Genomic DNA, 25,145 nt, shown 5'->3' with positions numbered 1-25,145 from the left:
ACCCTTCATTAAAATTATTTTTGATGCAAATGAAACTCATTATTAAGGCGGAATTTTATACAGAGGAAACGATTTTGTGTCAATGAGGGACAATCGCGCAGGGTAACAAAAGGCGGTGTCAGAAAAACACCGCCGGAATAAGGCCTTAAATGAGGCTCTCTTTATCAATACCGAGACGCTTCATGCGCGACAGCAGGGTGGTGCGTTTTAACCCCAGGCGCTGGGCGGCACCTTTCGGCCCGGCGACCACGCCGTTGGTCTCTTTGAGTACGCGCATAATGAGCTGATATTCATCTTCTCCCTCTTTCGCCGTCTCGGCGGCGGGCACGCTCACGTCAGGCAGCGTCACTTCAGGCAGGGAGAGCTGCAGGACATTTCCGCGCGTCAGCAGCACCGCGCGTTCAATGACGTTTTCCAGCTCGCGCACGTTGCCGGGCCATTCCATGGATGAAAGGGTACGCAACGTCTCGGCAGGAATGCTGTCGATGTTTCGCCCCATCCGGCGCGCGATCTTCGCGGTAAAGGCTTTGACCAGCAGGGGGATATCTTCCGGGCGCTCGCGCAGCGGCGGCAGGAAGATCGGGAAGACGTTCAGGCGATAGTAGAGATCGCTGCGGAACTCTCGGTCGGCGACCATTTTTTTCAGGTCGCGGTTAGTCGCGGCAATCAGCCGCACGTCGGTCTGGATAAGCTTGTTGCTGCCCAAGCGCTCAAACTCCTGCTCCTGCAGGACGCGCAGCAGTTTCGGCTGTAGCTCCAGCGGCATATCGCCCACTTCGTCAAGGAACAGCGAGCTTTTGTCTGCCAGCTCAAAACGGCCCAGCCGCTGGCTGCTGGCCCCGGTGAAGGCACCCCGTTCGTGGCCGAACAGATCGCTTTCCAGCAGCCCTGCGGGCATCGCGGCGCAGTTCATCTTCACCATCCGACGGCTGTTGCGGTTGCTCAGGTTGTGGATGGCGCGGGCAATCAGCTCTTTACCCGTACCGGTTTCGCCCAGGATCAGCACCGTGCTGTCGCTCTGCGCCACCATCTCAACCTGCTTGAGCACGCTGTACATGGCGTCGCTGCGCCCGATGATTTCACCAAACTCGCTGTCCACGTTGTTGAGCTGTTCGGTCAGGGCCAGGTTTTCATCCACCAGCCGCTCCTTCAGACGGTGGATCTCCTGATAGGCAAGCGCGTTATCGAGCGCGATGGAGATACGCTCGGCGATCTGACGCAGCAGCTTCAGGTTGGCGGTGGTGAACACGCCTTCCTCGCACTGTGCCAGCTTCAGCACGCCCAGCATGGTGTTGCCGGACATCAGGGGCAGCAGGCACAGGGTCTGGATTTTGTTGCCCCAGGTGTTGAACAGCATCCGCTCGTACGGCGCGACCGGATCCTGCTCGTTGAGGTTGATCAGGAGGATCTCTTTGCTTTTGAAGACCCGTTCAGAAAGAGTGCCCGCTTCATCCACTTCGCTCTGCTCGTGCGCCGGGTTGGCTTCATCAAGATAATGCGTGGAGTAGATGTTCAGCTTGCCCTTGCGATGTCCGCGAAGCGCAATGCTGATGGCATCGATTTTGAAATAGTGGTGGATCTCTTTCGAGACTTCGCTGACCAGCTCATCCATGTCCAGGCGGGAGAGTACGGCGTTGGTGATGGCGACCAGAATGCGGAAGTTGTCGCGTTCGCGGCTGAGCAGGTCGTAATCCACGTTATTCGTCACTCGGCTTTGGATCTGCTCCGCGACGACGGCCACTATCTGGGTAAAGGTGTGCAGGCGCTCGTATTCCGCCTCGCTCCAGGGCTGGTCGGTCGTGCGGATAAACTCGCATCCACCAAAAATCTGGCCCTCTGCAGCCAGCGGCAGCATGCAGTAATGCCCGAACGGCTGATAGAGGTTGCTCTCCGCGAGCCGCGGCCACGCCTGTTGAAATTCCGCAAAGTTGCAGTGCAGCACTTCAGGTCTGGAGAGAATGCGGCGCACCGGGCCATGCGCGAGATACGTTTCGTCTTCGTATTCAAACGTTTTGCCATTATCACGCGTTGAGAAGTAGCTCGCGCGCTGCGTTCCGCTATGCCAGAGCACAATCGCGGCGCTGTCCGCCAGCGCCGATTGCCTGACCAGCCGCGTCAGGGCATCGCTCAGCGCGCCGAGATCGGGTTGCTGTAAAAGTGTGCGCGTAATGTCAAACAGACCCTGCTGTCCAAGATCGCTCATCGGTGTATACGGCATAGTGCTTTCCAGTAGAAACGAGCAAAAAAATCCATGCTGGCCGCTTGTGGCGCGGCCTAGCAAATACGGGGTAAGGGTTCAGCGTGCGGCAGATCCAGCGTGCGCTTCACGCCATAAAGTCCGGTCAGGCGCACCCCTTTGCGCTCAACCACTTCACCAATCATCGCCGCCTCTTTTCCTGACGGATGAGCCTGCAGCTGTTCAAGAACGGCTTGTGCCGCGGCCCGTTCAACGCCAATCACCAGCTTGCCTTCGTTTGCAAAGTTGAGCGGGTCCAGCCCCAGCAGTTCGCAAAGCCCGCGAACGGCGGGCTTAACGGGCAGGCTGCGCTCGGTAAGTTCAATCCCGTACCCGCAGCTTGCCGCAAACTCGTGAACCACGGCATTCACGCCGCCTCGCGTGGCATCCCGCAGGGCCTTCACGCCGGGAATACCGCGCAGCGTCTGAATCAGCGGGGTGAGTACCGCGCAGTCGCTGCGCAGTTCGCCGTCCAGCCCCAGGCCTTCGCGCAGGTTCAGGATGGTCGCCCCGTGGCAGCCCAGCGTGCCGGTAACGATCAGCACGTCGCCCACGCTGAGGCGCTGCGCACCCCAGTGAATATCTGCGGGGATCGCGCCCATTCCGGCGGTGTTGATAAACAGCTTGTCGGCCGCGCCGCGCTGCACCACTTTGGTGTCGCCGGTGACGATAGCTATCCCCGCCTCGCGCGCGGTCTGCGCCATGCTGTTGACCACGGCCGCGAGCGTCTCCATCGGTAATCCCTCTTCAAGGATAAACCCGCAGGAGAGGTAGCGCGGAATGGCGCCGCTGACGGCGACGTCGTTCGCCGTGCCGCAGACGGCGAGCTTGCCGATATCGCCGCCCGGGAAGAACAGCGGATCAATGACGTAGCTGTCGGTGGAGAAGGCCAGCCTGTCGCCCTGGGCGGTGAGGGCGGCGAGGTCAATGCGCGCCTGGTCTTCCTGTTCGGCGAGCCAGGGGTTGTTAAAAGCTTCCATAAACAGCCGGTTAATCAGCTGCTGCATCGCCTGTCCGCCGCTACCGTGCGCCATTTCAACCGTATTCATGCTTCGCTCTCCTGGTTGCGATACTGATACCACGCGGCACATGCCCCTTCGGAGGAGACCATCAGCGCGCCAAACGCCGTTTGCGGGTTACAGGTATTGCCAAATAACGGACACTGATGCGGTTTGCATTTGCCGGTGAGCACCTCGCCGCAGCGGGCACGGGGATCGTCGCAAACCTGCTGCGGCTGCGGGCGGAAATGCGCTTCGGCGTCGAACGCGCGATAGGCTGGCGTCAGGCGCACGCCGGATTCAGCAATCAGCCCCAGGCCGCGCCATTCGCTGTCGCCCTCAACGCTAAACACGTCGGCTATCGCCTGCTGCGCTCGTTCATTTCCCGCATCCGGCACCACGCGGCGGTACTGATTTTCCACGGTACTCAGGGACGCTATTTTCTGCTCAACCAGCATGGTGACACCTTGCAGTAGATCAAGTGGTTCGAAACCAGCGACCACTAACGGACGATTGTACTGTTCAGCGATAAAACCGTAGGCGTCTGTGCCAATCACCATGCTGACGTGGCCCGGTGCCAGAAAGGCGTCAATGCCGTTGCCTGGCTCTTCCAGCAGGCTGCGCAGGGTGGGGATGAGCGTAATGTGTTGGCAGAAGAAGAAAAAGTTATCGACGCCGCGCGCTTTCGCCTGCTGCAGCGTGATGGCGGTGGCGGGCATGGTGGTTTCAAACCCCAGGCCAAAAAACACCACCTTGCGCGCGGGGTTATCCGCTGCCAGCGTCAGGGCATCCATCGGCGAATAGACGATCCGGATGTCTGCGCCGCGCGCTTTCGCCTGCAGCAGCGAACCATTTTTCCCCGGCACGCGCATCGCGTCGCCAAAGGTGCAGAAAATGACGTCGGGCTGGCTGGCAATTTCAATACAGCTGTCGATGCGCCCCATCGGCAGCACGCAGACCGGACAGCCGGGGCCGTGGATAAACTCAATGTTTTCCGGCAACAGCTGGCCGAGGCCAAATTTGAAGATGGCGTGCGTGTGCCCGCCGCACACCTCCATGATCCGCAGCGGCCTTTCTTTCGTGTAGTCCAGCCGCGCTGCGCGCGTTTTCAGGTGGCCGATAAGCTGCAGCACCTGCTCCGGCGCGCGGTATTCATCAACGTAACGCATGATTATCGCTCCTCGCCGTACAGCAGCGCGCCCACGTCAGGCTCCACGTCGAACATATTTTGCAGGGCGTCGAGCGTGTCGCGGGCTTCCGCTTCGTTAATCACGCTCATGGCAAACCCCACGTGGACCAGCACCCACTGGCCGAGACGCGAGGCGCCGCTCTCATCGGTGCTGCCCACCAGCGTCAGGTCGACGTCGCGCAGGATGCCGCAGACCTCGACTTTGGCCTGATTACCGTCGATGGCGTGAATTTGTCCCGGTACGCCTATGCACATCGTTCGCTCTCCAGCCAGTCTAGCCAGCCGTCCATGCCGTCGCCGCGCGTGGCGGAGACCAGCAGGATCTCAATCTCCGGGTTCACCTCGCGGGCATACGCCACGCACTTATCCACGTCGAAATTCAGGTACGGCAGCAGGTCGACTTTGTTCAGCAGCATGATGGACGCGGCGGCAAACATGTGCGGGTACTTCAGCGGCTTGTCTTCGCCTTCGGTCACTGAAAGCACCGCCACCTTGTGTCGTTCGCCGAGGTCGAAGCTCGCCGGGCAGACGAGGTTGCCGACGTTTTCAATAAACAGGATGCCGTTATCCACCAGCGGCAGGCGCGGGGCGGCGTCGGCAATCATCTGCGCATCGAGGTGGCAGCCTTTACCGGTGTTGACCTGAATCGCCGGGGTGCCGGTTTCGCGAATGCGCGCCGCGTCGTTAACGGTTTGCTGGTCGCCTTCGATCACCGCGCAGGAGACAAGCCCGTTCAGGCGCTTGAGCGTTTCGGTCAGTAGCGTGGTTTTGCCGGATCCGGGGCTGGAGACAAGGTTCAGCGCCAGCTGTTTGCGGGTGGCAAAGCGGGCGCGGTTGCGGGTGGCGATCTGGTTATTCTTGTCCAGCACGTTGATTTCCACCTCCAGCATCTGGCGCTGGCTCATGCCCGGCGCGTGGGTGCCCGCTTCGCCGTGGCCGTAATGCAGGTCGCCCGCATCGGAGCGTTGCGGCGCAAAGGTAATGCCGGTCAGGGCTGCCGCAGGGCGCGGTGCGGGGGAAAAGGGCGCGGAGCGAAACGCGGAGTGGGGGCGGTGTTCATCCCCTTCTATATACAGGTTGCCTTCGGCGCAACCGCAGGTACTACACATACTTTACTCCTTCTCGATTTCGAGGCGTTGGATCTGCATGCCGTCATCCGCCACGATGCGCAGACCGGTGCTCTGACACTGCGGGCAGCGCTGTACCTTTGATGACACCAGGGTGACGTACTGCTGGCACTGCTCGCACCAGCACTCCGCCTGCTGTTCTTCAATATGGAGTTCGCAGCCTTCCGCCAGCGTGCCGCGGCAGACCAGCTCAAAACAGAAGGTCAGGGCGCTGGTCTCGACGCAGGAAAATGCTCCGACCTTCAGCCAGACGCCGGTGACGCGTTTCGCGTGGTTTTGCACTGCCTGCTGTTCGATAAGTTCCAGAGCCCGCTGGCAGAGGGTGATTTCGTGCATGACGCCTCCTCAATGAATTGCCCCGGTAATGCAATAACGGTGCCAGCTTGATTTTTGTTAAGGCGTGACGATGTCAACGCTGTCGAAATGACACGTCGACACCGCGGTGTTGACAGCAATTTTTAAGGTAAATGTATTGAAAATCATAAAGATAAAAACTGGCATGGAATTTGCTTAACAGCCGCTATCTCCATTAAACGGATACCTTTTATGACTATTTGGGAAATCAGCGAAAAAGCGGATTACATCGCGCAGCGTCATCAGCAGCTGCAGGACCAGTGGCACCTTTACTGCAACTCTCTGGTCCAGGGCATTACCTTGTCGAAAGCGCGTCTTCACCACGCGATGAGCTGCGCGGCGCAGGGCGACATGCGCTTCGTTCTGTTCGGCCATTTCACCATCAACGTTACCCTGGCGGACAACTTCAACAGCCACACCATTGAGTACTACCTCGAGACAAAAGACGGCGAAAAACAGTGTATTGCGAAGGCGCAGCTGATGGCCGACGGCATGGTGGACGGCCACGTAAGCAACCGCGATCGCCAGCAGGTGCTGGAACACTATCTGGAAAAAATCGCGCCGGTCTATAACGGCCTGTACGCCGCCGTTGAGCACGATCTTCCGGTCAACCTGAAGCAACTGATGGACGGAAATACCTCAGCGAACGTGGCCTGACCCATGCGTGTCGAGAAGTGTCGACAAGACAGCTTTTCGACAAAAATGACTATCACCAGAGGATAACCGGTGAACCGTTTTGTAATTGCTGACTCGACGGTCTGCATTGGCTGTCGAACCTGTGAGGCGGCGTGTTCGGAAACGCATCGCCTGCATGGGCTGCAGTCCATGCCGCGCCTGCACGTCATGCGTAATGAAAAAGAGTCTGCCCCGCAGCTCTGCCATCACTGTGAGGATGCCCCGTGCGCGGGTGTCTGCCCTGTGAATGCCATCACCCGCGTGGATGGCGCTGTCCAGCTGAACGAAAGCCTGTGCGTAAGCTGCAAGCTGTGCGGCATTGCCTGCCCGTTCGGCGCGATTGAATTTTCCGGCAGCCGACCGCTGCATATCCCGGCGAATGCCAACTCGCCAAAAGCCCCGCCCGCGCCGCCGGCGCCTGCGCGCGTAAGCTCGCTTTTGGACTGGGTGCCCGGCATCCGTGCCGTTGCGGTGAAATGCGACCTGTGCAGCTTCGATGATCAGGGCCCGGCCTGCGTGCGGACCTGCCCGACGAAAGCGCTGATTCTGGTTAACATTCGCGACATCGCCCGTACCAGCAAGCGCAAACGCGAGCTGACCATCAACAGTGATTTTGGCGACCTTTCTCTGCTACAGGCGCTTAACGAGGGGGCGAAATGAATGCGGTGATGATGATTACCGGCGCGGTAGCCTGTTTTGCGGCCGCCGCCGTTCTGGCGCCGATCTTCTCATTCCATAAAACCCTGAGCGGCGCGATCGCCGGGCTCGGCGGGGCGGTCGCTAGCCTGATGACGCTGGCGGCAGGCGGCGTTGTTCTGTTCGGCGGCCAGTCGGCAGAGACCGTGATGCCGCTGATTCGCCACACCGTTGAGATCACGCCGCTGAACGCCATCTGGCTGGTGACGTTTGGCCTGTGCGGGGTGTTTATCAGCCTGTTCAATATCGACTGGCACCGCCACCCGCACGCTAAAGCCAACGGCCTGCTGGTTAACCTGTTGATGGCGACGGCGGTCTGCACCGTGACCGCCAGCAACCTCGGCGCGCTGGTGGTGATGGCGGAGATCATGGCGCTGTGCGGCGTGTTCCTGACGGGCTGTAGCGCCTCCGGCAAGCTGTGGTTTGCGCTGGGACGCCTCGGAACGCTGCTGCTGGCGCTGGCCTGCTGGCTGGTGTGGCAGCGCTTCGGCACGCTGGATTTCGCTGTGCTCAACGGGCATCCGCTGGGCAATGACGTCTGGCTGCTGGGCGTGCTCGGCTTTGGCCTGCTCGCCGGCATCATTCCGCTGCACGGCTGGGTGCCGCAGGCGCATGCGAATGCCTCCGCGCCCGCCGCCGCGCTGTTTTCTGTGGTGGTGATGAAGGTCGGTCTGTTCGGGATCCTGGCGATTACGCTGACCGGCGGCCAGCCGCCGCTGTGGTGGGGCGTTGTGCTGCTGGTCGCCGGCATGATTACGGCGTTCGTCGGTGGCCTGTACGCGCTGATGGAGCACAATATCCAGCGTCTTCTGGCGTACCACACGCTGGAGAATATCGGCATCATCCTGCTTGGCATGGGCGCGGGCGTGACCGGGCTGGCGCTCAACCAGCCGGCGCTGATTGCGGCCGGTTTTATCGGCGGTCTTTATCACCTCGTCAACCACAGCCTGTTTAAAAGCACCCTGTTCCTTGGAGCGGGAAGCGTCTGGTTCCGCACCGGCCATCGGGATATCGAAAAGCTCGGTGGGATTGGCAAAAAGATGCCGGTGATTTCACTGGCGATGCTGGTCGGGCTGATGGCGATGGCCGCACTGCCGCCGCTGAACGGCTTTGCCGGGGAGTGGGTGATCTATCAGTCCTTCTTCGCCCTCGGTCAGAGCAATGCGTTTATCGCTCGTCTGCTGGGGCCGCTGCTGGCGGTCGGGCTGGCGATTACCGGGGCGCTGGCGGTGATGTGCATGGCGAAAGTCTACGGCGTGACCTTCCTCGGTGCGCCGCGCACCCGCGAAGCGGAAAACGCCTGCTGCGCACCGTTGTTGATGGGCGTGAGCGTGGTCGCGCTGGCGCTGTGCTGCATTGCGGGCGGCGTCGCTGCGCCGTGGCTGCTACCGCTGCTGGGCAACGCCATTCCGTTGCCGCTGACCGTGGCGAATACCACCGTCTCTCAGCCAATGATTGCGCTGCTGCTGATTGGCGCACCGCTGCTACCGCTCATCCTGATGATGTTCTTCAAACGCGACCGGCTCGCCTCCCGCTCGCGCGGTGCGGCGTGGGCCTGTGGCTACGAACACGAACAGTCGATGGTCATTACCGCCCACGGCTTCGCCATGCCGGTAAAAGAAAACTTTGCCGCCGTGCTGAAGCTGCGCCACTGGCTGAACCCGGTCGGCTGGGTACCCGGCTGGCAGAGCGCTGCCGCACCCGCGCTGTTCCGCCGTCTGGCGGTCATCGAACTGGCGGTGCTGGTGGTCATTGTGATTTCACGAGGAGCCTGACATGAATCTGTTACTGGCAATTCTTCAGGCGCTGGTGTTGTTCGCCGTGGCGCCGCTGCTGTCGGGCATCACGCGCGTGGCGCGCGCCCGGATGCACAACCGTCGCGGCCCTGGTGTGCTCCAGGAGTATCGCGATCTCTTCAAGCTGTTTTCTCGCCAGAGCGTGGTGCCGAATGCCGCAGGCTGGGTCTTCCGTCTGACGCCGTTTGTGATGGTGGGCGTGATGCTGACCATCGCCACCGCGCTGCCGGTGGTGACGGTGGGATCGCCGCTGCCGGCGCTCGGCGATCTGATCACGCTTATCTACCTCTTCGCTATCGCCCGCTTCTTCTTTGCCATTGCGGGCCTGGACACCGGGAGCCCGTTTACCGGCATCGGTGCCAGCCGCGAGGCGATGCTCGGCGTGCTGGTTGAGCCGATCCTGCTGCTGGGGCTGTGGGTTGCCGCGCAGGTTGCGGGCTCCACCCACATCAGCTTTATCACCCACGCCGTCTACCACTGGCCGGTTGCCCGCTCCATTCCGCTGGTGCTGGCGCTGTGCGCCTGCGCGTTCGCCACCTTTATCGAGATGGGCAAACTGCCGTTCGATCTGGCTGAAGCCGAGCAGGAACTTCAGGAAGGGCCGCTCACCGAGTACAGCGGCTACGGTTTTGCGGTGCTGAAGTGGGGCATTAGCCTCAAACAGCTGGTGGTGCTGCAGATGTTTGTCGGCGTCTTCTTCCCGTGGGGGCAGATGACACACTTCTCCGCGGGCGGTCTGCTGCTGGCCGTCGTGGTTGCCGCCCTCAAGCTGCTGGTCGGCGTGCTGGTGATTGCCCTGTTCGAAAACAGCATGGCGCGCCTGCGTTTTGTGGAAACGTCCCGCATCACCTGGGCCGGGTTTGGTTTTGCATTTTTAGCGTTCGTCTCCTTGCTGGTGGCGTGATTAAAGAGAGTATTTATGTCTGAAGAAAAGAAAGGTCAGCAGTATCTCGCCGCATTGCATCAGGCTTTCCCCGGCGTGGTGCTGGAGGAGTCCTGGCAAACCAAAGACCAGATAACCGTCACCATTAAGGTGAACTATCTGCCGGAAGTGGTGGAGTTTCTCTACTACCAGCAGGGCGGCTGGCTGTCGGTGCTGTTCGGTAACGACGAGCGCCAGCTGTGCGGCAACTACGCGGTGTACTACGTGATGTCTATGGAGCAGGGCGAGAAGTGCTGGATCACCGTGCGCGTCGAGGTCGACCCGAATAAGCCAGAATACCCGTCCGTCACGCCGCACGTGCCCGCGGCCGTCTGGGGCGAGCGCGAAGTGCGCGACATGTACGGTCTGGTGCCGGTCGGCCTGCCGGACGAGCGCCGCCTGGTGCTGCCTGACGACTGGCCGGACGAACTCTATCCGCTGCGTAAAGACAGCATGGACTACCGCCAGCGTCCGGCCCCAACCACCGACAGCGAAACTTACGAGTTCATCAACGAGCTGGGCAGCAAGAAGAACAACGTGGTGCCGATCGGCCCGCTGCACGTCACCTCCGACGAACCGGGGCACTTCCGCCTGTTCGTCGACGGCGAAAACATTATCGACGCCGACTACCGTCTGTTCTACGTCCACCGCGGGATGGAAAAGCTGGCGGAAACCCGCATGGGCTACAATGAAGTCACGTTTCTTTCCGACCGCGTTTGCGGCATCTGCGGCTTCGCCCACAGCACCGCCTACACCACCTCGGTGGAGAACGGCATGGGGATCGTGGTGCCGGAGCGCGCGCAGATGATCCGCGCCATTCTGCTGGAGGTGGAGCGTCTGCACTCGCACCTGCTGAACCTCGGACTGGCCTGCCACTTCGTTGGCTTTGACTCCGGGTTTATGCAGTTCTTCCGCGTGCGCGAAGCGTCGATGAAGATGGCGGAGATCCTCACCGGGGCGCGCAAAACTTACGGTCTGAACCTGATCGGCGGGATCCGTCGCGACCTGCTGAAAAACGATATGATCCAGACCCGCCAGCTGGCGCAGCAGATGCGCCGCGACGTGCAGGAGCTGGTGGATATGCTGCTCAGCACGCCAAACATCGAGCAGCGCACCGTCGGCATCGGCCGTCTTGACCCGGAAATTGCCCGCGACTTCAGCAACGTCGGCCCGATGGTGCGCGCCAGCGGCCACGCCCGCGACACCCGTACCGATCACCCGTTCGTTGGCTACGGCCTGCTGCCGATGACCGTGCACAGCGAGCAGGGCTGCGACGTCATCTCTCGCCTCAAGGTGCGCATCAACGAGGTGTTCACGGCGCTGAACATGATCGACTACGGCCTTGATAACCTGCCTGGCGGCCCGCTGATGGTGGAGGGCTTCACCTACGTTCCGAACCGCTTTGCCCTCGGCTTTGCCGAAGCGCCGCGCGGGGACGACATTCACTGGAGCATGACCGGCGACAACCAGAAGCTTTACCGCTGGCGCTGCCGCGCGGCCACCTACGCCAACTGGCCAACCCTGCGCTACATGCTGCGCGGCAACACGGTTTCCGATGCGCCGCTGATCATCGGCAGCCTCGACCCATGCTACTCCTGCACCGACCGCATGACCGTCGTCGACGTGCGCAAGAAGAAAAGCCAGGTGGTGCCGTACAAAGAGCTTGAGCGCTACAGCATCGAGCGTAAGAACTCGCCGCTGAAATAAGGATTAGTCATGTTTACCTTTATCAAAAAAGCGATCAAAACCGGCACGCAAACCAGCAGCTATCCGCTGGAGCCGATGCCGGTGGATAAAAACTTTCGCGGCAAGCCGGAGCACAATCCGCAGCAGTGCATCGGCTGCGCGGCCTGCGTCAACTCCTGTCCGTCGAATGCCCTGACGGTGGAAACGGATCTCAAAACCGGCGAGCTGGCCTGGCAGTTTAACCTCGGGCGCTGTATCTTCTGCGGCCGCTGCGAGGAGGTCTGCCCGACGGTCGCCATTCGCCTGTCGCAGGAGTACGAGCTGGCGGTGTGGAAGAAAGAGGATTTTCTGCAGCAGTCGCGCTTTGAGCTGTGCAACTGCCGCGTCTGCAGGCGTCCGTTCGCCGTGCAGAAAGAGATCGACTACGCCATCGCGCTGCTGCAGCACAATGGCGACGCCCGCGCGGAGCATCACCGCGAAAGCTTTGAAACCTGCCCGGCGTGCAAGCGTCAGAAGTGCCTGCTGCCGTCCGACCGCATTGATATCACCCGCCACATGAGAGAGGCCAGCTGATGGAAAACCTACTGGGCCCGCGCGACGCTAACGGCATTCCGGTGCCGATGACGGTGGACGAATCCATCGCCAGCATGAAGGCGTCGCTGCTGAAAAAAATCAAACGCTCGGCCTACGTCTACCGCGTGGACTGCGGCGGCTGCAACGGCTGCGAGATCGAGATCTTCGCTACGCTGTCGCCGCTGTTTGACGCCGAGCGCTTCGGCATCAAGGTGGTACCGTCCCCGCGTCATGCGGACATCCTGCTGTTCACCGGGGCCGTCACCCGCGCCATGCGCTCGCCCGCGCTGCGCGCCTGGCAGTCCGCGCCGGACCCGAAAATCTGCATCTCGTACGGCGCCTGCGGCAACAGCGGCGGCATCTTCCACGACCTCTACTGTGTCTGGGGCGGCACCGACAAAATCGTGCCGGTGGACGTCTACATTCCGGGCTGTCCACCGACGCCCGCCGCTACGCTTTACGGCTTTGCCATGGCGCTCGGCCTGCTGGAGCAGAAAATCCACGCCCGCGAGCCGGGCGAGCTGGACAACCAGCCTGCCGCCATTCTGCACCCGGACATGGTGCAACCGCTGCGGGTGAAGGTCGACCGCACGGCGCGCAGGCTGGCGGGCTATCGCTACGGGCGTCAGATTGCCGATGACTATCTGCGCCTGCTGAGCCAGGGCGACCATCAGGTGGCGCGCTGGCTGGAGGCGGAAAACGATCCGCGCCTCAATGAGATCGTGGCGAACCTGAACAGCATCGTCGATGAGGCGCGAATCCGATGAGTGAAACGGTGGTGTTCAGTCAGCTGAGCCGTAAGTTTATTGATGAGAACGATGCCACGCCGGATGCGGCGCAGCAGGTGGTCTATTACAGCCTGGCGATTGGGCATCACCTCGGGGTGATTGACTGCCTGGAGGCCGCGCTGAGCTGCCCGTGGCCGGAATATCTGGCGTGGATCGCCACGCTGGAGGAGGGCAGCACGGCGCGGCGCAAGATGGAAGGCGTGCCGAAGTACGGCGAGATCGTGATCGATGTGAACCACATTGCCATGCTCGCCAACGCCTTTGACGCGGCGCTCGGCAGGCAAACCCCCGAGCAGCAGGCGTGGAGCAAAACGCTGCTCGGCATGCTGCATGATATTCATCAGGAGAGCGCCATCTACCTGATGGTGAGGAGATTACGTGACTGACGTTTTACTGTGTGTCGGCAACAGCATGATGGGCGACGACGGCGCGGGTCCGCTGCTGGCGGAGATGTGCGCCGCCAACCCGCAGGGCAGTTGGGTGGTCATTGACGGCGGCAGCGCGCCGGAAAACGACGTGGTCGCCATTCGCGAACTGCGTCCGGACAGGCTGTTAATCGTCGATGCCACCGATATGGGGCTCAACCCCGGCGAGATCCGCCTGATTGACCCGGACGACATCGCCGAGATGTTTATGATGACCACCCACAATATGCCGCTGAACTACCTTGTGGATCAGATCAAAGGTGACGTGGGCGAGGTGCTGTTTTTAGGGATCCAGCCGGACATTGTCGGGTTTTATTACCCGATGACGCCGCCAGTGAAGGCGGCGGTGGAGGAGGTGTATTCGCGGCTGGCGGGGTGGGTTGGGGATGGAGGGTTTTCTCCGCTCTGAGCAGTGCCGGGTGGCGGCTACGCCTTACCCGGCCTACAAAACCGTAGGCCCGGTAAGCGCAGCGCTACCGGGCAACTGGCTACGCCAGATCCGCCCCGTTACTCGCAATCACCTTCTTATACCATCCGAACGATTTCTTACGTTTCCGCTCCAGCGTGCCGTTCCCGGCGTCGTCGCGGTCGACGTACACAAACCCGTAGCGCTTGCTCATCTCGCCTGTTGAGGCCGAAACCAGGTCAATGCAGCCCCAGGTGGTGTAGCCCATCAGCGGCACGCCGTCCTCAATCGCATCGCCCATCGCGCGAATATGCTCGCGCAGATAGCTGATGCGGTAGTCGTCGTTAATCTCGCCGTTTTCATCAACGACATCTTTCGCCCCGAGGCCGTTTTCTACCAGGAACAGCGGCTTCTGGTAGCGGTCGTACATCATGTTCATGGTGATGCGCAGACCGAGCGGGTCGATGCCCCAGCCCCATTCGCTCACCTGAATGTGCGGGTTGCGCAGGGATTTGACGATGTTCGCCGCATTGGTATTGTTCGCGTTCATGTCCGCCGACGCGCAGCGCGAGGCGTAATAGCTGAACGAGACAAAGTCGACGGTGTTTTTAAGCAGTTCGTCGTCGCCGGGATCTTTCACAATCACCACGCCTTTCTCGCGGAACACGCGGGCGGAGTAAGCCGGATAGCTGCCGCGCGCCTGTACGTCGATAAAGAACAGATTCTCGCGGTCTTTCTCCAGCGCCATCCACACGTCTTCCGGCTTGCAGGAGTACGGATAGAAATTCCCGCCCGCCAGCATGCAGCCGACCTGGTTTTCCGGGTTCACCTCGTGGGCAATTTTGGTCGCCAGCGCGCTCGCCACCAGCTCGTGGTGCGCGGCCTGGTATTTCACCTGGTCTTCGTTTTCGCCTTCCTCAAACACCAGTCCCGCCCCGGAGAACGGGCTGTGCAGCATGATGTTGATTTCGTTGAAGGTCAGCCAGTATTTCACCAGCCCGTTAAATTCCTCAAAGCAGGTGCGGGCGTAGCGGGCGAAGAAATCCACCATCTTGCGGTTGCGCCAGGAGCCGTACTCCGTCACCAGGTGCATCGGCACGTCGAAGTGGCAGAGCGTCACCAGCGGCTCGATGTTGTATTTTTTGCACTCTTCGAATACCGCGCGGTAAAAGGCAATACCCTCTTTATTCGGCAGCGGTTCGTCGCCGTTCGGATAGAGGCGGCTCCAGGCGATCGAGGTGCGGAACACCGTAAAGCCCATCTCCGCCATCAGGGCGATGTCCTCTTTATAGCGATGGTAAAAATCAATCGCCTCGTGGCTCGGGTAGAATTCGTCGTCACGCAGCGAAAAACGCTTTTCCTTACCGAGCTTCACCGCCAGGCGGTTCGCGCCGTGGGGGATCATATCGACCGTCGTCAGCCCTTTGCCGCCCTCACGGTAAGCGCCTTCACTCTGGTTGGCGGCAAGCGCGCCGCCCCATAAAAATCCTTGTGGAAAAACAGACATTCTTACCTCGCTTTCAATTTATGCTTTTGCTGCGTTGTTCTGTACCGGTGCGGTCTGCAGGGCGCGCGCTTTTTCGGCGTCGTCTTCGACAGGAATATCCTCAAAGCCCAGTATCAGGGTCAGAACAAACGACAGCGCCACTGCCAGACCCATCACGCCAAACACCCAGACGATGGTCATCGGGTTGGCCGGATCGAAGAACTGCACGCTGGTAAACAGCCCCGGAGCCGCCATCGAGTGGCTGGCAAGACCCGCGATACCGGCCACCGCGCCGCAGATAAAGCCGCTGATCAGGCTCGCAATCAGCGGACGTTTCAGACGCACCGCCACGCCGTACAGCGCCGGTTCAGAAATCCCCGCCATAATGGCGGAGGCTGCCGCCGCCAGCGCCGTCTGGCGCAGCTCCGGGTTTTTGGTTTTCCACGCCACTGCCAGCGAAGAGCCGCCGAGCGACAGGTTGGCGCCAATTTCCGACGGCATCACCATCCCTTCTTTGCCCGTCTCGGCAATGGTCTGAATGATGGTCGGCGTAAACACGCGGTGCATGCCGGTCATGACCAGCAGCGGCCACAGCGCGCCCATGATGGCGACGGAGAGCCAGCCCAGGTAGCCGTGAATGGTGTAGACCAGCGCGGAGATGGCGCTACCGATCCAGATCCCCAGCGGGCCAATCAGCACGATGGCGAGCGGGGCGGCAATCAGCACGATCAGCATCGGCTTGAGGAAGTTTTTCGTCACCGCCGGGGTAATACGATCCACCCAGCGTTCGATGTATGACAGGCACCAGGTCATCACCAGCGCCGGGATGACGGTGTAGGTGTATTTCACCGCCGTCACCGGGATAAAGGCGAACTCAACGTGCTCACCCTGCGCGGCTTTTGCCATCAGCTCGATAAAGCTCGGGTGCACCAGCACGCCCGCAATGGCGATGGCCAGCGACATGTTGGTTTTGAATTTCACCGCCGCCGAGGCTGCCACCATCAGCGGCAGGAAGAAGAATGCGCCGTCGCCGATGACGGTCAGAATAGTCAGCGTCGGCGCGCCTTTTGGCAGCACGCCGGTCATCTCAAGGATCATCGCCAGCAGCTTGACCATCGAGCCGCCGATGATCGCCGGGATCAGCGGGGACATGGTGCCGATCAGCGCGTCGAGGATCCCGGCGCCAATGCGGCGCAGCGTCAGCTTCTGCGGTCCTTCCGGCACCGCGGGCTGCAGTTCCGTGGGCAGCAGGCTTACCACTTCGCGGTACGCCTGTGACACCGTGTTGCCAATAATCACCTGGCACTGGTTGTCGTTGCGCACTACGCCAAGGACGCCGCTGATGCTTTTCAGGCGTGCGGCATCGGTGAGGGTTTCATCTTTCAGAACGAAACGCAGTCGCGTCATGCAGTGGGTGACGGCGACGATGTTCTCTTTACCGCCCAGCGTGCTGATGACGTCGTTCGCCAGCGCAGCGTAATTTTTGGCCATCGGATGTGATCCTGTTATTGTTGTGAGAAATGTAGGAAACCGGTTCCACATAATCATCATGAGTTTCTATGAATGAAACAAGATCGCTTTTTGACCATTTTTTCGTTTCGTGATGCAGATCGCAATGGGGTATCAAAAGCGTGATTTCACCGCTGCGACAATTTTTTTGCAGTGCAGTACACTGCGCTCCATCAGATTCAGACGGAATAACAACATGACCACGATGCTGGAAGTGGCGAAGCGGGCAGGCGTTTCGAAAGCCACGGTATCCCGGGTGCTGTCGGGCAATGGCTACGTTAGCCAGGAAACCAAAGATCGGGTGTTTCAGGCCATTGAAGAGAGCGGCTATCGCCCGAATTTGCTGGCGCGAAACCTGGCTACCAAACGTACCCAGACGCTGGGCCTGGTGGTGACGAACACCCTTTATCACGGCGTCTACTTTAGCGAACTGCTGTTTCACGCCGCGCGCATGACGGAAGAAAAGGGGCGGCAGCTGATCCTCGCAGACGGCAAGCACAGCGCGGATGAAGAGCGCGAGGCGATCCAGTACCTGCTCGATATGCGCTGCGACGCGGTGATCATCTATCCGCGTTTTCTGAGCGTGGATGAAATGGATGAGATCGTCGAGAAGTGCGAGCAGCCCATAATGGTGCTCAACCGTCGCCTGCGGAAAAACAGCAGCCACAGCGTCTGGTCAGATCATAAAGCCTCCAGCCAGGACGCGGTGTCGCAGCTGATTGCGAAAGGGCACCGGGAAATCGCGTTTATCACCGGCTCGCTGGATTCTCCCACCGGGGTTGAGCGTCTCTCCGGCTACAAGGACGCGCTGGCGCAGCACGGTATTCCGCTGCGCGAGGGTCTGATTGCGCAGGGGAAGTGGAACCCCGCCAGCGGCGCGGCGGCGGTTGCCGAACTGCTTGCTCGCGGTGAACGCTTTACGGCGCTGGTGGCGAGTAATGACGACATGGCGATCGGCGCCATGAAGCAGCTGCACGACAGCGGCGTGACCGCACCGGACGCGGTGTCGGTGATCGGTTTCGACGACGTGGCCATCGCGCCCTACATCGTGCCGTCGCTTTCCAGCGTGCGTATTCCGGTGACGGAGATGATTAAAGAAACCATCAGCCGCCTGATCTTCATGCTCGACGGCGGCGAGTTTAAGTATCAACAAACCTTCTCCGGCGAGCTTGTCCTGCGTGACTCTGTAATTGACGGCCCACACCGCTGATGTCGACAGCCGTCATCGTCATAAGTGACGATGACGGCACCGCTTTAATTTTTAAAATCAAATAAAATCAATAAGTTAATTATTGGCACGGTTTATGAATATCTCCGCGCATAACTGTAATGCTGGAGAAGCAGATGAACCGTTTTATTATGGCCGATGCCAGTAAGTGTATTGGTTGCCGTACCTGTGAAGTGGCGTGCGTGGTTTCCCATCAGGCGGAGCAGGACTGCGCGTCGCTTACCCCTGACACCTTCCTGCCGCGCATCCACGTCATCAAAGGCGTGAATATTTCCACCGCCGCCATCTGTCGCCAGTGCGAAGACGCACCGTGCGCGAACGTCTGCCCGAACGGGGCGATTAAACGCGAGAAAGGCTTTGTGCACGTGATGCAGGAGCGCTGCATTGGCTGCAAAACCTGCGTGGTCGCCTGCCCGTATGGCGCGATGGAGGTGGTGGTCCGTCCGGTGGTGCGCAACAGCGGTATGGGGCTGAGCGTGCGGGCGGAGAAAGCCGAAGCCAACAAGTGCGACCTGTGCTACCACCGCGACGCCGGTCCGGCCTGCATGGAAGCCTGCCCGACGCACGCGCTGGTCTGCGTGGATCGCGACAAGCTTGAGCAGATGAGCGCCGAAAAGCGCCGTCGCGCGGCGTTCGACACCTCGTCATCACTGCTGTTCTGAACCGTATGAGCAGCAACGGCGTTCAGCTGCGCGTGCGCGGCAAAGTGCAGGGCGTAGGGTTTCGTCCCTTCGTCTGGCAGCTGGCGCAGGCGCTTCAGTTGACCGGTGACGTCTGCAATGACGGAGAGGGCGTGCTGGTGCGCCTCGCGGGTAATGGGGGGGCCTTTACCGCGAGGCTGCATCAGGACTGCCCGCCGCTGGCACGCATTGACCACGTGGAAATGCAGCCGTTTACCTGGGCGCACGTGCCGGAGGACTTTACCATCCGCCACAGCGCGGGCGGGGCGATGGACACCCAGATAGTGCCGGATGCCGCGACCTGTCCGGCATGTCTTGCTGAAATGCGCAACCCCGGCGAGCGCCGCTATCGCTACCCGTTTATCAACTGCACCCACTGCGGGCCGCGGTTCACCATTATTCGCGCCATGCCCTACGACCGCCCGGCCACGGCAATGGCGCCATTCCCGCTCTGTGTGCCGTGTGAAGCAGAGTACCGCAATCCTGCCGACCGCCGTTTTCACGCTCAGCCGGTAGCCTGCCCGGACTGCGGGCCCGCGCTTATGTGGCGTGCGGGCGACATAACTGCTGACCGTGAAGCTGCGCTGCGCGCGGCGGTGGCGATGCTGAAAAGCGGCGGTATTGTCGCGGTTAAAGGGCTGGGTGGTTTTCATCTCGTCTGCGATGCGCGTAATCCGCAGGCGGTCGCGACGCTTCGGGCACGCAAACAGCGACCGTCTAAGCCGCTGGCGGTGATGATCCCGCATGCGGATGACCTGCCGGAGACGGTTCAGGCGCTGCTACGATCACCCGCTGCACCCATTGTGCTCACGCCAAAAGCCTGGCTGCCCGCGTTACCGGAAGGTATCGCGCCCGGTCTGGATTCCGTGGGCATCATGCTTCCTGCGAACCCGCTGCAGCATCTTTTGATGATGGACTGCCAGCGCCCGCTGGTGATGACTTCAGGTAACCTCAGCGGCAGACCGCCAGCCATCACCAACCGGCAGGCGCTGGATGAGCTCGGCGACGTCGCGGACGGCTTCCTGCTGCACAACCGCGATATCCTGCAGCGGATGGATGATTCGGTGATGGATCGCGACGGCACGATGCTTCGCCGCGCGCGCGGTTTTGTGCCCGATGCCGTTACGCTGCCTGCGGGTTTCGAGAATATCCCCGCCATGCTATGCACCGGCGCGGAGATGAAAAACACCTTCTGCCTGGCGCGTGGGAACCAGGCGGTGCTGAGCCAGCATTTTGGCGATCTCAGTGACGAGGGTGTCGAAGCGCAGTGGCGCAGCGCGCTCTCGACGATGCAGGAAATTTACGGCTTTCAGCCGGAGCGCATTGTATGCGATGCCCATCCGGGGTACCGCGCGCGTCAGTGGGCGCAGGTGCAGGGGCTGCCCGTTGAAACTGTCCTGCATCATCACGCCCACGCGGCGGCGTGCCTGGCGGAGAACGGCTGGCCTCTCGACAGCGAAGACGCAATTGCCCTGACGCTGGACGGGATCGGCATGGGCGAGAACGGCGCGCTGTGGGGCGGGGAGTGCCTGCGGGTGAACTATCTCGCGTGCGAGCGTCTGGGCGGGCTGCCTGCCGTTGCGCTTCCGGGGGGCGATCTGGCGGCGCGGCAGCCGTGGCGCAATCTGCTCGCCCACTGCCTGGCGTTTGTGCCTGACTGGCAGCAGTACCCTGAAACGCGCGCGGTTCAGCGTCAAAACTGGCCGCTGCTGGCGACGGCGATCCGGCGTGGCATCAACGCACCGCAGGCCTCGTCCTGTGGTCGCCTGTTTGACGCGGTTGCCTGTGCGCTCGGCATCGACACGCAGCGTTACGAAGGGGAAGCGGCCTGCCGGCTGGAAGCCCTGGCATCGCAGTGCACGGGTGTTGACCATCCGGTGACGCTGGAAGTGGATAACCTCGCGCAATTCTGGCTGCAGTGGCTGAGCTGGCAGGCGGAGCCCTGCGAGCGCGCGTGGGCATTTCACGACGCGCTGGCAAAAGGGCTGGCGCATCTTGCCGCGTTCCATGCCAGACGCCTGTCGCTGTCGACAATCTGTCTCAGCGGCGGCGTGCTGCACAACCGTCTGCTGCGCGCGCGCCTGCGTCATTATCTTTCTGACTTTACGCTTCTTTTTCCTTCGCACCTGCCCGCAGGTGACGGAGCGATCTCCTTCGGGCAGGCGGCGATCGCCACTGCCCGGTCATGTTTACAAAGGACTAAAAATGTTACGACTGTTACGCAATGAACCTCGCGCCGCGCTTCTGCTGCTGGCTCTGGTAATGGCAAACCTGCTGGCATGGGGATGGGCATGGCAGACCTTTAGCGGCAGCACGGCGCTGATGGCCGCTAGCCTGCTGGCGTGGTGCTACGGGCTGCGTCACGCGGTGGACGCCGACCACATTGCCGCCATTGATACCGTGACGCGTAAGATGATGCAGCAGGGCAAACGCCCGTCCGGCGTAGGGGCGTGGTTCTCGCTGGGACACTCCACCATCGTGGTGCTGGCCTCCATTGCTATTGCCGCCACCGCCACGGCGTTTCAGAAAAACATGGAATGGTTCCACGAAACCGGCAGCCTGATTGGCACCGCCGTTTCCGCCTCCTTCCTGCTGGCGATGGCGCTGGTGAACATGGTGATCCTGCGCGGAGTCTGGCGCAGTTTTCAGGCGCTGAAAAAAGGCCAGCCGGTGCAGGGCGACATCACGCTGCCTGCCCAGGGCGGCGTCATGAACTGGCTGTTTGGCAAAACCTTCCGCCTCGTCAATAAAAGCTGGCAGATGTATCTGGTGGGTTTCCTGTTCGGTCTCGGCTTTGACACGGCCACCGAGATTGGCGTGCTGGGGATCTCTGCCGCCAGCGCCTCCAGCGGGATGTCGGTGTGGTCAATCATGATCTTTCCTGCACTCTTCGCCAGCGGTATGGCGCTGGTGGATACCCTCGATAACCTGCTGATGGTCGGCGCCTACGGCTGGGCGTTTAACAAGCCGCAGCGCAAGCTCTACTACAACATGACCATCACCGGCACCTCCGTGCTGGTGGCGCTGTTTATCGGCGGGCTGGAAGCGCTGGGTCTGCTGATGGATAAATTTGCCCTCAGCGGCGGCGTGTGGGATCTGATTGGCACGGTAAACGACAACCTGGGCAACGCCGGGTTTGTGGTGGTCGGGCTGTTCGTTGCCTGCTGGCTGATCTCCATGGTCAACTACCGCTGGCGCGGCTACGACGCGCTGGTGGTGCGTTCCTGATCCGGCTCCTGCACAGCGTAACCTCCGCGACTTCCTCAATGGCTGGCGCATAGCGGCATACCGATAAAAAATGCTGAAAATATAGGACTTTTGCGGAATAAAATATATTCCGCATTCTTCGCTTGTGTGAAATAGCGAGAAAGATAATTGAGTTATTTATAAAAATTCGCCATGATTTGCCTCCGGCCGATCATGTCTTTTTAGACTGAGTTGGCTGCGAATAATAAAACAGAATGATGTTTTTAATCTGTTTCAGATTAGAGTATTTACGAAAATAATAAATAAGGGATTGATAGCGATGATATATCTGCTTTGCATTTATTTTATGAATAGGATTCGTAAAAAAAAGCTCCGGGATATCGGGGCGGTGAATAATAATATCCAAAGGTTAAGTAAGCATGACCCTTTTGCAGGCCGGGTAGGCGAAGCGCCACCCGGCAAAAACAGGGTTAAGCAGGTAGCAATTTCAGCAGAGCGAAAGCCTCCTTCATCCGATCTTCACTGACCACAAAAGCGCGTAGTTGACCCTCGTTGTCTACGCCATGCGCGACCATTCCCTGCTGTTCGAGGGTTATTTTCCAGCTCAGATCCTGACGCTGCGTTTCACCTGCGAGATGCAGCGGTAATTCCGGCGTTTTTACTTTAATTAGCATGGCGGGTAATTTCAGCGGCGCGCTGCCGCCGAGCAGGTTTTTAGCAAGATACATCGCGCTTAATTGGATTGGCTGTAAAAAGGGAAGTACCTGACCATTAATTTCAGCGCAGTCTCCTAACGCGTAAATATCAGGTTGCGTGGTTTGCAGATAGCTATTTACCTTCACGCCACGCTGTATTTCGGCGCCTGCGCGATGCGCCAGCGCGGTTTCCGGGCGCAGGCCCGTCGCCGCGATAACCGCATCCACCTCAACGCTGCGGTTGCGGTCGAGCATGGCACGAATGCCGCCTTCGGTTTTACTCAGGCTTTGCAGCTGCGATTTCAACAGCAGATGTACCCCCATGTCGGTCAGGCGATGCTGTAAGCGACTGCTTACTTCTGCGGGCATCAGCGACGACAGAATGCTCGCCGCATGGTCGACCAGAGTCACGGATTTTCCCGCCCGGCAGAAATCCATCGCCAGCTCGGTGCCTATCAGCCCGCCGCCGACAATCATCACGCGCTGCGCGTCGCGAAGCCCCGTTTCGCTGGCCTGATACTCCTGCTGGCTGTTGAGGGTGATTATCAGCTCGCGGCCCTCAATCGGCGGCACAAACGCAGAGGCACCCGTGGCAAGCACCAGCCTGTCGTACTGCCAGGTTTTCTCTGTCGCTTTCACAACGTGAGCGGCGGCGTCGATGTCGGTGACCCAGGTGTACGGGAACAGGCGCAGGTTAAACAGCTCGGCGAACTCCCCCGCCGTCTGGCGGGTGAGATCTTCGGCGCGCTGATTCTGACTAATCACGTGGCTTAAGTCAGGCTTGTTGTACTCGTCCATGCTGTCGGCGGCAATCACCGTCAGCGGCACGCTGGCGTCCTGTTTGCGGATGTTTTTCACCAGCTGACGGGCGGCAAAGCCCGAGCCGATGATGACGATGCCGTGGCTCATTTTGCCTCCGTTGCCAGTTCATCAAAAACGTCTTTCCCGAGGGAACATTCCGGGCAGAGGAAGTTGTCCGGCACGTCACTCCACGGCGTACCCGGCGCAACGTCCTGCAGCGGCTCGCCCAGCTCAGGGTCGTAGATCCACTGGCAGACGCTGCACTGCATGCGCGGGCCGAGGTCGGCGGCAGCCGCAGCGGCGCAGGCACAGGTGCCCTGCTGTTCGACCGGTTTCGCTGCTTGCGGAAGCGGTGCAAGCGCCCACTGCCGCGCAATGTCGCGGCCGTGCTGGCGGCAGATCTCCAGGGCGTCGATATCCGGTCGCCATTTGGCTTTAAGGCTGAGGGACATCTCAAAACCGGCATCCTGTAAACGGGTGGAAAGGCGGTCTACCGCGCCGCCGCTCCAGCCGTGGGAGCCAAAGGCGCTGGCGCGCTTGTTACGGAAGCGCAGGCCGGTCATCTCTTCCACCAGACCGGCAACTTTCGGCATCATTACGTTGTTCATGGTGGAGGTGCCCACCAGCACGCCCTTAGAGCGGAACACGTTGGTCAATACCTCGTTCTTATCGCTGCGCGCCACGTTGAAGATTTTCACCGCCACGTTCGGGTCCACTTCGTTGATGCCCTGGGCAATGGCGTCCGCCATCATGCGGGTGTTGTTGGACATGGTGTCGTAGAAAATCGTAATGCGGTCTTCCTGATAGTCCGCCGCCCATTTCAGGTACAGCTCCACAATCTGGGTGGGATTTTCACGCCACACCACGCCGTGAGAGGTAGCAATCATCTCCACCGGCAGATTAAAGCCGAGGATCTCGGTGATTTTAGGCGTCACCAGGCGGCTGAACGGGGTAAGGATGTTGGCGTAGTACCGCTGGCACTGTTCGAACAGTTCGGTCTGATCCACTTCGTCATTAAACAGGCGTTCGTCGCAGTAGTGCTGGCCGAAGGCATCGTTGCTGAACAGCACCGCGTCGCCGGTCATGTAGGTCATCATGCTGTCCGGCCAGTGCAGCATCGGCGTTTCCACGAAGATCAGCTGCTTGCCGTTGCCGATATCCAGCGCGTCGCCGGTTTTCACGGTGTGGAAATTCCACTCCGGATGGTGGTGGTGGCCGTTGATCGAGTCGATGGCGTTGGTGGTGCAGTAGATCGGCGTGTTCGGGATGTAAGACATCAGCTCGGTCAGCGCGCCGGCGTGATCTTCTTCCGCGTGGTTGATGATGATGTAGTCGATGGCGTCCAGGTCGATTTCGCTGCGCAGGTTCTGCACGAACTCGCGGCTGAACTTGTGATCGACGGTATCGATCAGCACGTTTTTTTCTTCGCGGATGAGATAGCTATTGTAGCTGCTGCCGCGCAGCGTTTTGTATTCCGTCCCGTGGAAATCGCGCACTTCCCAGTCACGTTGACCCACCCAATGAATGTTATTTTTAACCAGAATAGACATAGCAACCTCTACGTAATACAGCATTTTCAAATAAGATGATTTGCTTATATCAAGTTGCGTGCCAGTTTTTAATTATTTGATTTTAATGAATTAATGTTGCCGTGCCTCGTAGTGGGTA

The 25,145-nt window shown here is 60.2% G+C and carries 23 protein-coding genes; 13 read left to right on the top strand and 10 right to left on the bottom strand.

The features are described from left to right. Positions 1–145: 145 nt before the first annotated feature. Genes flhA through hypA form a run of 6 tightly spaced genes read right to left on the bottom strand, consistent with a single transcriptional unit; the run spans position 146 to position 5,886 of the window. Positions 146–2,218, bottom strand: coding sequence for a formate hydrogenlyase transcriptional activator FlhA (gene flhA, locus FOY93_RS17560; RefSeq protein WP_115876158.1), 2,073 nt, complete (start codon positions 2,216–2,218; stop codon positions 146–148). 56 nt (positions 2,219–2,274) lie between these two features. Continuing rightward, positions 2,275–3,285, bottom strand: a complete 1,011-nt coding sequence (hypE, locus tag FOY93_RS17555) for a hydrogenase expression/formation protein HypE (protein WP_143345449.1) — start codon at positions 3,283–3,285, stop codon at positions 2,275–2,277. Next, the gene (gene hypD / locus FOY93_RS17550) at positions 3,282–4,403 is read right to left on the bottom strand and encodes a hydrogenase formation protein HypD (protein ID WP_133295047.1); all 1,122 of its coding nucleotides are present in this window, start codon (positions 4,401–4,403) and stop codon (positions 3,282–3,284) included. The genes hypE and hypD overlap by 4 nt, the downstream gene beginning before the upstream one ends. 2 nt (positions 4,404–4,405) lie before the next feature. Next, positions 4,406–4,678: a HypC/HybG/HupF family hydrogenase formation chaperone gene (locus FOY93_RS17545; protein ID WP_047650282.1), complete on the bottom strand. Its 273-nt coding sequence runs from the start codon at positions 4,676–4,678 to the stop codon at positions 4,406–4,408. Beyond that, positions 4,669–5,532 carry a hydrogenase nickel incorporation protein HypB gene (gene hypB / locus FOY93_RS17540; protein ID WP_136195138.1) on the bottom strand — a complete coding sequence of 288 codons (864 nt, stop codon included), beginning with the start codon at positions 5,530–5,532 and terminating at the stop codon, positions 4,669–4,671. The genes FOY93_RS17545 and hypB overlap by 10 nt, the downstream gene beginning before the upstream one ends. A 3-nt stretch (positions 5,533–5,535) precedes the next feature. Further along, positions 5,536–5,886 carry a hydrogenase maturation nickel metallochaperone HypA gene (gene hypA, locus FOY93_RS17535; protein ID WP_047173498.1) on the bottom strand — a complete coding sequence of 117 codons (351 nt, stop codon included), beginning with the start codon at positions 5,884–5,886 and terminating at the stop codon, positions 5,536–5,538. Positions 5,887–6,096: 210 nt separating this feature from the next. Here hypA and hycA point away from each other — a divergent pair, with 210 nt between their 5' ends. The 9 genes from hycA (at position 6,097) to hycI (ending at position 13,874) form a co-directional block, all read left to right on the top strand. Next, positions 6,097–6,561, top strand: coding sequence for a formate hydrogenlyase regulator HycA (gene hycA, locus FOY93_RS17530; protein WP_047173497.1), 465 nt, complete (start codon positions 6,097–6,099; stop codon positions 6,559–6,561). A gap of 69 nt (positions 6,562–6,630) precedes the next feature. Beyond that, entirely contained in the window at positions 6,631–7,239 is a 609-nt protein-coding gene (locus tag FOY93_RS17525) for a 4Fe-4S dicluster domain-containing protein (protein WP_115876154.1), read from the top strand. Continuing rightward, positions 7,236–9,050, top strand: coding sequence for a formate hydrogenlyase subunit 3 (gene hycC / locus FOY93_RS17520; protein ID WP_136195140.1), 1,815 nt, complete (start codon positions 7,236–7,238; stop codon positions 9,048–9,050). The genes FOY93_RS17525 and hycC overlap by 4 nt, the downstream gene beginning before the upstream one ends. A gap of 1 nt (position 9,051) precedes the next feature. Then, positions 9,052–9,975, top strand: coding sequence for a respiratory chain complex I subunit 1 family protein (locus tag FOY93_RS17515; protein ID WP_143345448.1), 924 nt, complete (start codon positions 9,052–9,054; stop codon positions 9,973–9,975). Positions 9,976–9,990: 15 nt separating this feature from the next. Next, positions 9,991–11,700, top strand: coding sequence for a hydrogenase large subunit (locus tag FOY93_RS17510; RefSeq protein ID WP_143345447.1), 1,710 nt, complete (start codon positions 9,991–9,993; stop codon positions 11,698–11,700). Positions 11,701–11,709: 9 nt separating this feature from the next. Beyond that, positions 11,710–12,252 carry a formate hydrogenlyase complex iron-sulfur subunit gene (locus FOY93_RS17505; RefSeq protein WP_133295042.1) on the top strand — a complete coding sequence of 181 codons (543 nt, stop codon included), beginning with the start codon at positions 11,710–11,712 and terminating at the stop codon, positions 12,250–12,252. Continuing rightward, positions 12,252–13,019, top strand: a complete 768-nt coding sequence (locus tag FOY93_RS17500; protein ID WP_021241938.1) for an NADH-quinone oxidoreductase subunit B family protein — start codon at positions 12,252–12,254, stop codon at positions 13,017–13,019. Before FOY93_RS17505 ends, FOY93_RS17500 begins: the two co-directional genes overlap by 1 nt. Continuing rightward, positions 13,016–13,426: a formate hydrogenlyase maturation HycH family protein gene (locus tag FOY93_RS17495; RefSeq protein ID WP_008499571.1), complete on the top strand. Its 411-nt coding sequence runs from the start codon at positions 13,016–13,018 to the stop codon at positions 13,424–13,426. Before FOY93_RS17500 ends, FOY93_RS17495 begins: the two co-directional genes overlap by 4 nt. Further along, the gene (gene hycI, locus FOY93_RS17490) at positions 13,419–13,874 is read left to right on the top strand and encodes a hydrogenase maturation peptidase HycI (protein ID WP_136195141.1); all 456 of its coding nucleotides are present in this window, start codon (positions 13,419–13,421) and stop codon (positions 13,872–13,874) included. The genes FOY93_RS17495 and hycI overlap by 8 nt, the downstream gene beginning before the upstream one ends. Positions 13,875–13,953: 79 nt before the next feature. On the opposite strand, the gene FOY93_RS17485 is transcribed toward hycI, so the two are convergent. Together FOY93_RS17485 and ascF are read right to left on the bottom strand one after the other, a co-directional pair. Beyond that, complete coding sequence (locus FOY93_RS17485) at positions 13,954–15,378, bottom strand: 6-phospho-beta-glucosidase (protein ID WP_028014207.1); 1,425 nt, start codon at positions 15,376–15,378, stop codon at positions 13,954–13,956. Between the two features lie 18 nt (positions 15,379–15,396). Next, positions 15,397–16,848: a PTS cellobiose/arbutin/salicin transporter subunit IIBC gene (gene ascF / locus FOY93_RS17480; protein WP_133295038.1), complete on the bottom strand. Its 1,452-nt coding sequence runs from the start codon at positions 16,846–16,848 to the stop codon at positions 15,397–15,399. 214 nt (positions 16,849–17,062) lie between these two features. Between ascF and FOY93_RS17475 the strand changes: the two genes are divergently transcribed. The 4 genes from FOY93_RS17475 to FOY93_RS17460 all read left to right on the top strand — a co-directional run bounded on the left by FOY93_RS17475 (position 17,063) and on the right by FOY93_RS17460 (position 22,002). After that, positions 17,063–18,076, top strand: coding sequence for a LacI family DNA-binding transcriptional regulator (locus tag FOY93_RS17475; RefSeq protein ID WP_133295037.1), 1,014 nt, complete (start codon positions 17,063–17,065; stop codon positions 18,074–18,076). A gap of 134 nt (positions 18,077–18,210) precedes the next feature. Further along, positions 18,211–18,756 (top strand): electron transport protein HydN, encoded by a 546-nt coding sequence (gene hydN, locus FOY93_RS17470; protein WP_023308960.1) that lies wholly within the window; start codon positions 18,211–18,213, stop codon positions 18,754–18,756. A 5-nt stretch (positions 18,757–18,761) separates the two neighbouring features. After that, entirely contained in the window at positions 18,762–21,002 is a 2,241-nt protein-coding gene (gene hypF / locus FOY93_RS17465) for a carbamoyltransferase HypF (protein WP_143345446.1), read from the top strand. Next, positions 20,980–22,002 carry a HoxN/HupN/NixA family nickel/cobalt transporter gene (locus tag FOY93_RS17460; protein WP_143345445.1) on the top strand — a complete coding sequence of 341 codons (1,023 nt, stop codon included), beginning with the start codon at positions 20,980–20,982 and terminating at the stop codon, positions 22,000–22,002. Before hypF ends, FOY93_RS17460 begins: the two co-directional genes overlap by 23 nt. Positions 22,003–22,451: 449 nt before the next feature. On the opposite strand, the gene norW is transcribed toward FOY93_RS17460, so the two are convergent. Both norW and norV read right to left on the bottom strand, forming a co-directional pair. Then, positions 22,452–23,585, bottom strand: coding sequence for an NADH:flavorubredoxin reductase NorW (gene norW / locus FOY93_RS17455; RefSeq protein ID WP_143345444.1), 1,134 nt, complete (start codon positions 23,583–23,585; stop codon positions 22,452–22,454). Continuing rightward, positions 23,582–25,027 carry an anaerobic nitric oxide reductase flavorubredoxin gene (gene norV / locus FOY93_RS17450; RefSeq protein ID WP_133295033.1) on the bottom strand — a complete coding sequence of 482 codons (1,446 nt, stop codon included), beginning with the start codon at positions 25,025–25,027 and terminating at the stop codon, positions 23,582–23,584. The genes norW and norV overlap by 4 nt, the downstream gene beginning before the upstream one ends. Positions 25,028–25,145: the final 118 nt, after the last annotated feature.

Origin of the sequence: Enterobacter sp. 18A13, from assembly GCF_007035975.1 — a bacterium.
Taxonomy (GTDB): Bacteria; Pseudomonadota; Gammaproteobacteria; order Enterobacterales; family Enterobacteriaceae; genus Enterobacter; species Enterobacter vonholyi.
This window is presented reverse-complemented; position numbering and strand designations above follow the sequence as displayed.

Bases quoted from the DNA above. Each gene is read 5' to 3' on its own strand.
- flhA (WP_115876158.1), bottom strand. From the start codon at position 2,218: ATGCCGTATACACCGATGAGCGATCTTGGACAGCAGGGTCTGTTTGAC.
- hypE (WP_143345449.1), bottom strand. From the start codon at position 3,285: ATGAATACGGTTGAAATGGCGCACGGTAGCGGCGGACAGGCGATGCAG.
- hypD (WP_133295047.1), bottom strand. From the start codon at position 4,403: ATGCGTTACGTTGATGAATACCGCGCGCCGGAGCAGGTGCTGCAGCTT.
- FOY93_RS17545 (WP_047650282.1), bottom strand. From the start codon at position 4,678: ATGTGCATAGGCGTACCGGGACAAATTCACGCCATCGACGGTAATCAG.
- hypB (WP_136195138.1), bottom strand. From the start codon at position 5,532: ATGTGTAGTACCTGCGGTTGCGCCGAAGGCAACCTGTATATAGAAGGG.
- hypA (WP_047173498.1), bottom strand. From the start codon at position 5,886: ATGCACGAAATCACCCTCTGCCAGCGGGCTCTGGAACTTATCGAACAG.
- hycA (WP_047173497.1), top strand. From the start codon at position 6,097: ATGACTATTTGGGAAATCAGCGAAAAAGCGGATTACATCGCGCAGCGT.
- hycC (WP_136195140.1), top strand. From the start codon at position 7,236: ATGAATGCGGTGATGATGATTACCGGCGCGGTAGCCTGTTTTGCGGCC.
- FOY93_RS17515 (WP_143345448.1), top strand. From the start codon at position 9,052: ATGAATCTGTTACTGGCAATTCTTCAGGCGCTGGTGTTGTTCGCCGTG.
- FOY93_RS17510 (WP_143345447.1), top strand. From the start codon at position 9,991: ATGTCTGAAGAAAAGAAAGGTCAGCAGTATCTCGCCGCATTGCATCAG.
- FOY93_RS17505 (WP_133295042.1), top strand. From the start codon at position 11,710: ATGTTTACCTTTATCAAAAAAGCGATCAAAACCGGCACGCAAACCAGC.
- FOY93_RS17500 (WP_021241938.1), top strand. From the start codon at position 12,252: ATGGAAAACCTACTGGGCCCGCGCGACGCTAACGGCATTCCGGTGCCG.
- FOY93_RS17495 (WP_008499571.1), top strand. From the start codon at position 13,016: ATGAGTGAAACGGTGGTGTTCAGTCAGCTGAGCCGTAAGTTTATTGAT.
- FOY93_RS17485 (WP_028014207.1), bottom strand. From the start codon at position 15,378: ATGTCTGTTTTTCCACAAGGATTTTTATGGGGCGGCGCGCTTGCCGCC.
- ascF (WP_133295038.1), bottom strand. From the start codon at position 16,848: ATGGCCAAAAATTACGCTGCGCTGGCGAACGACGTCATCAGCACGCTG.
- FOY93_RS17475 (WP_133295037.1), top strand. From the start codon at position 17,063: ATGACCACGATGCTGGAAGTGGCGAAGCGGGCAGGCGTTTCGAAAGCC.
- hydN (WP_023308960.1), top strand. From the start codon at position 18,211: ATGAACCGTTTTATTATGGCCGATGCCAGTAAGTGTATTGGTTGCCGT.
- hypF (WP_143345446.1), top strand. From the start codon at position 18,762: ATGAGCAGCAACGGCGTTCAGCTGCGCGTGCGCGGCAAAGTGCAGGGC.
- FOY93_RS17460 (WP_143345445.1), top strand. From the start codon at position 20,980: ATGTTACGACTGTTACGCAATGAACCTCGCGCCGCGCTTCTGCTGCTG.
- norW (WP_143345444.1), bottom strand. From the start codon at position 23,585: ATGAGCCACGGCATCGTCATCATCGGCTCGGGCTTTGCCGCCCGTCAG.
- norV (WP_133295033.1), bottom strand. From the start codon at position 25,027: ATGTCTATTCTGGTTAAAAATAACATTCATTGGGTGGGTCAACGTGAC.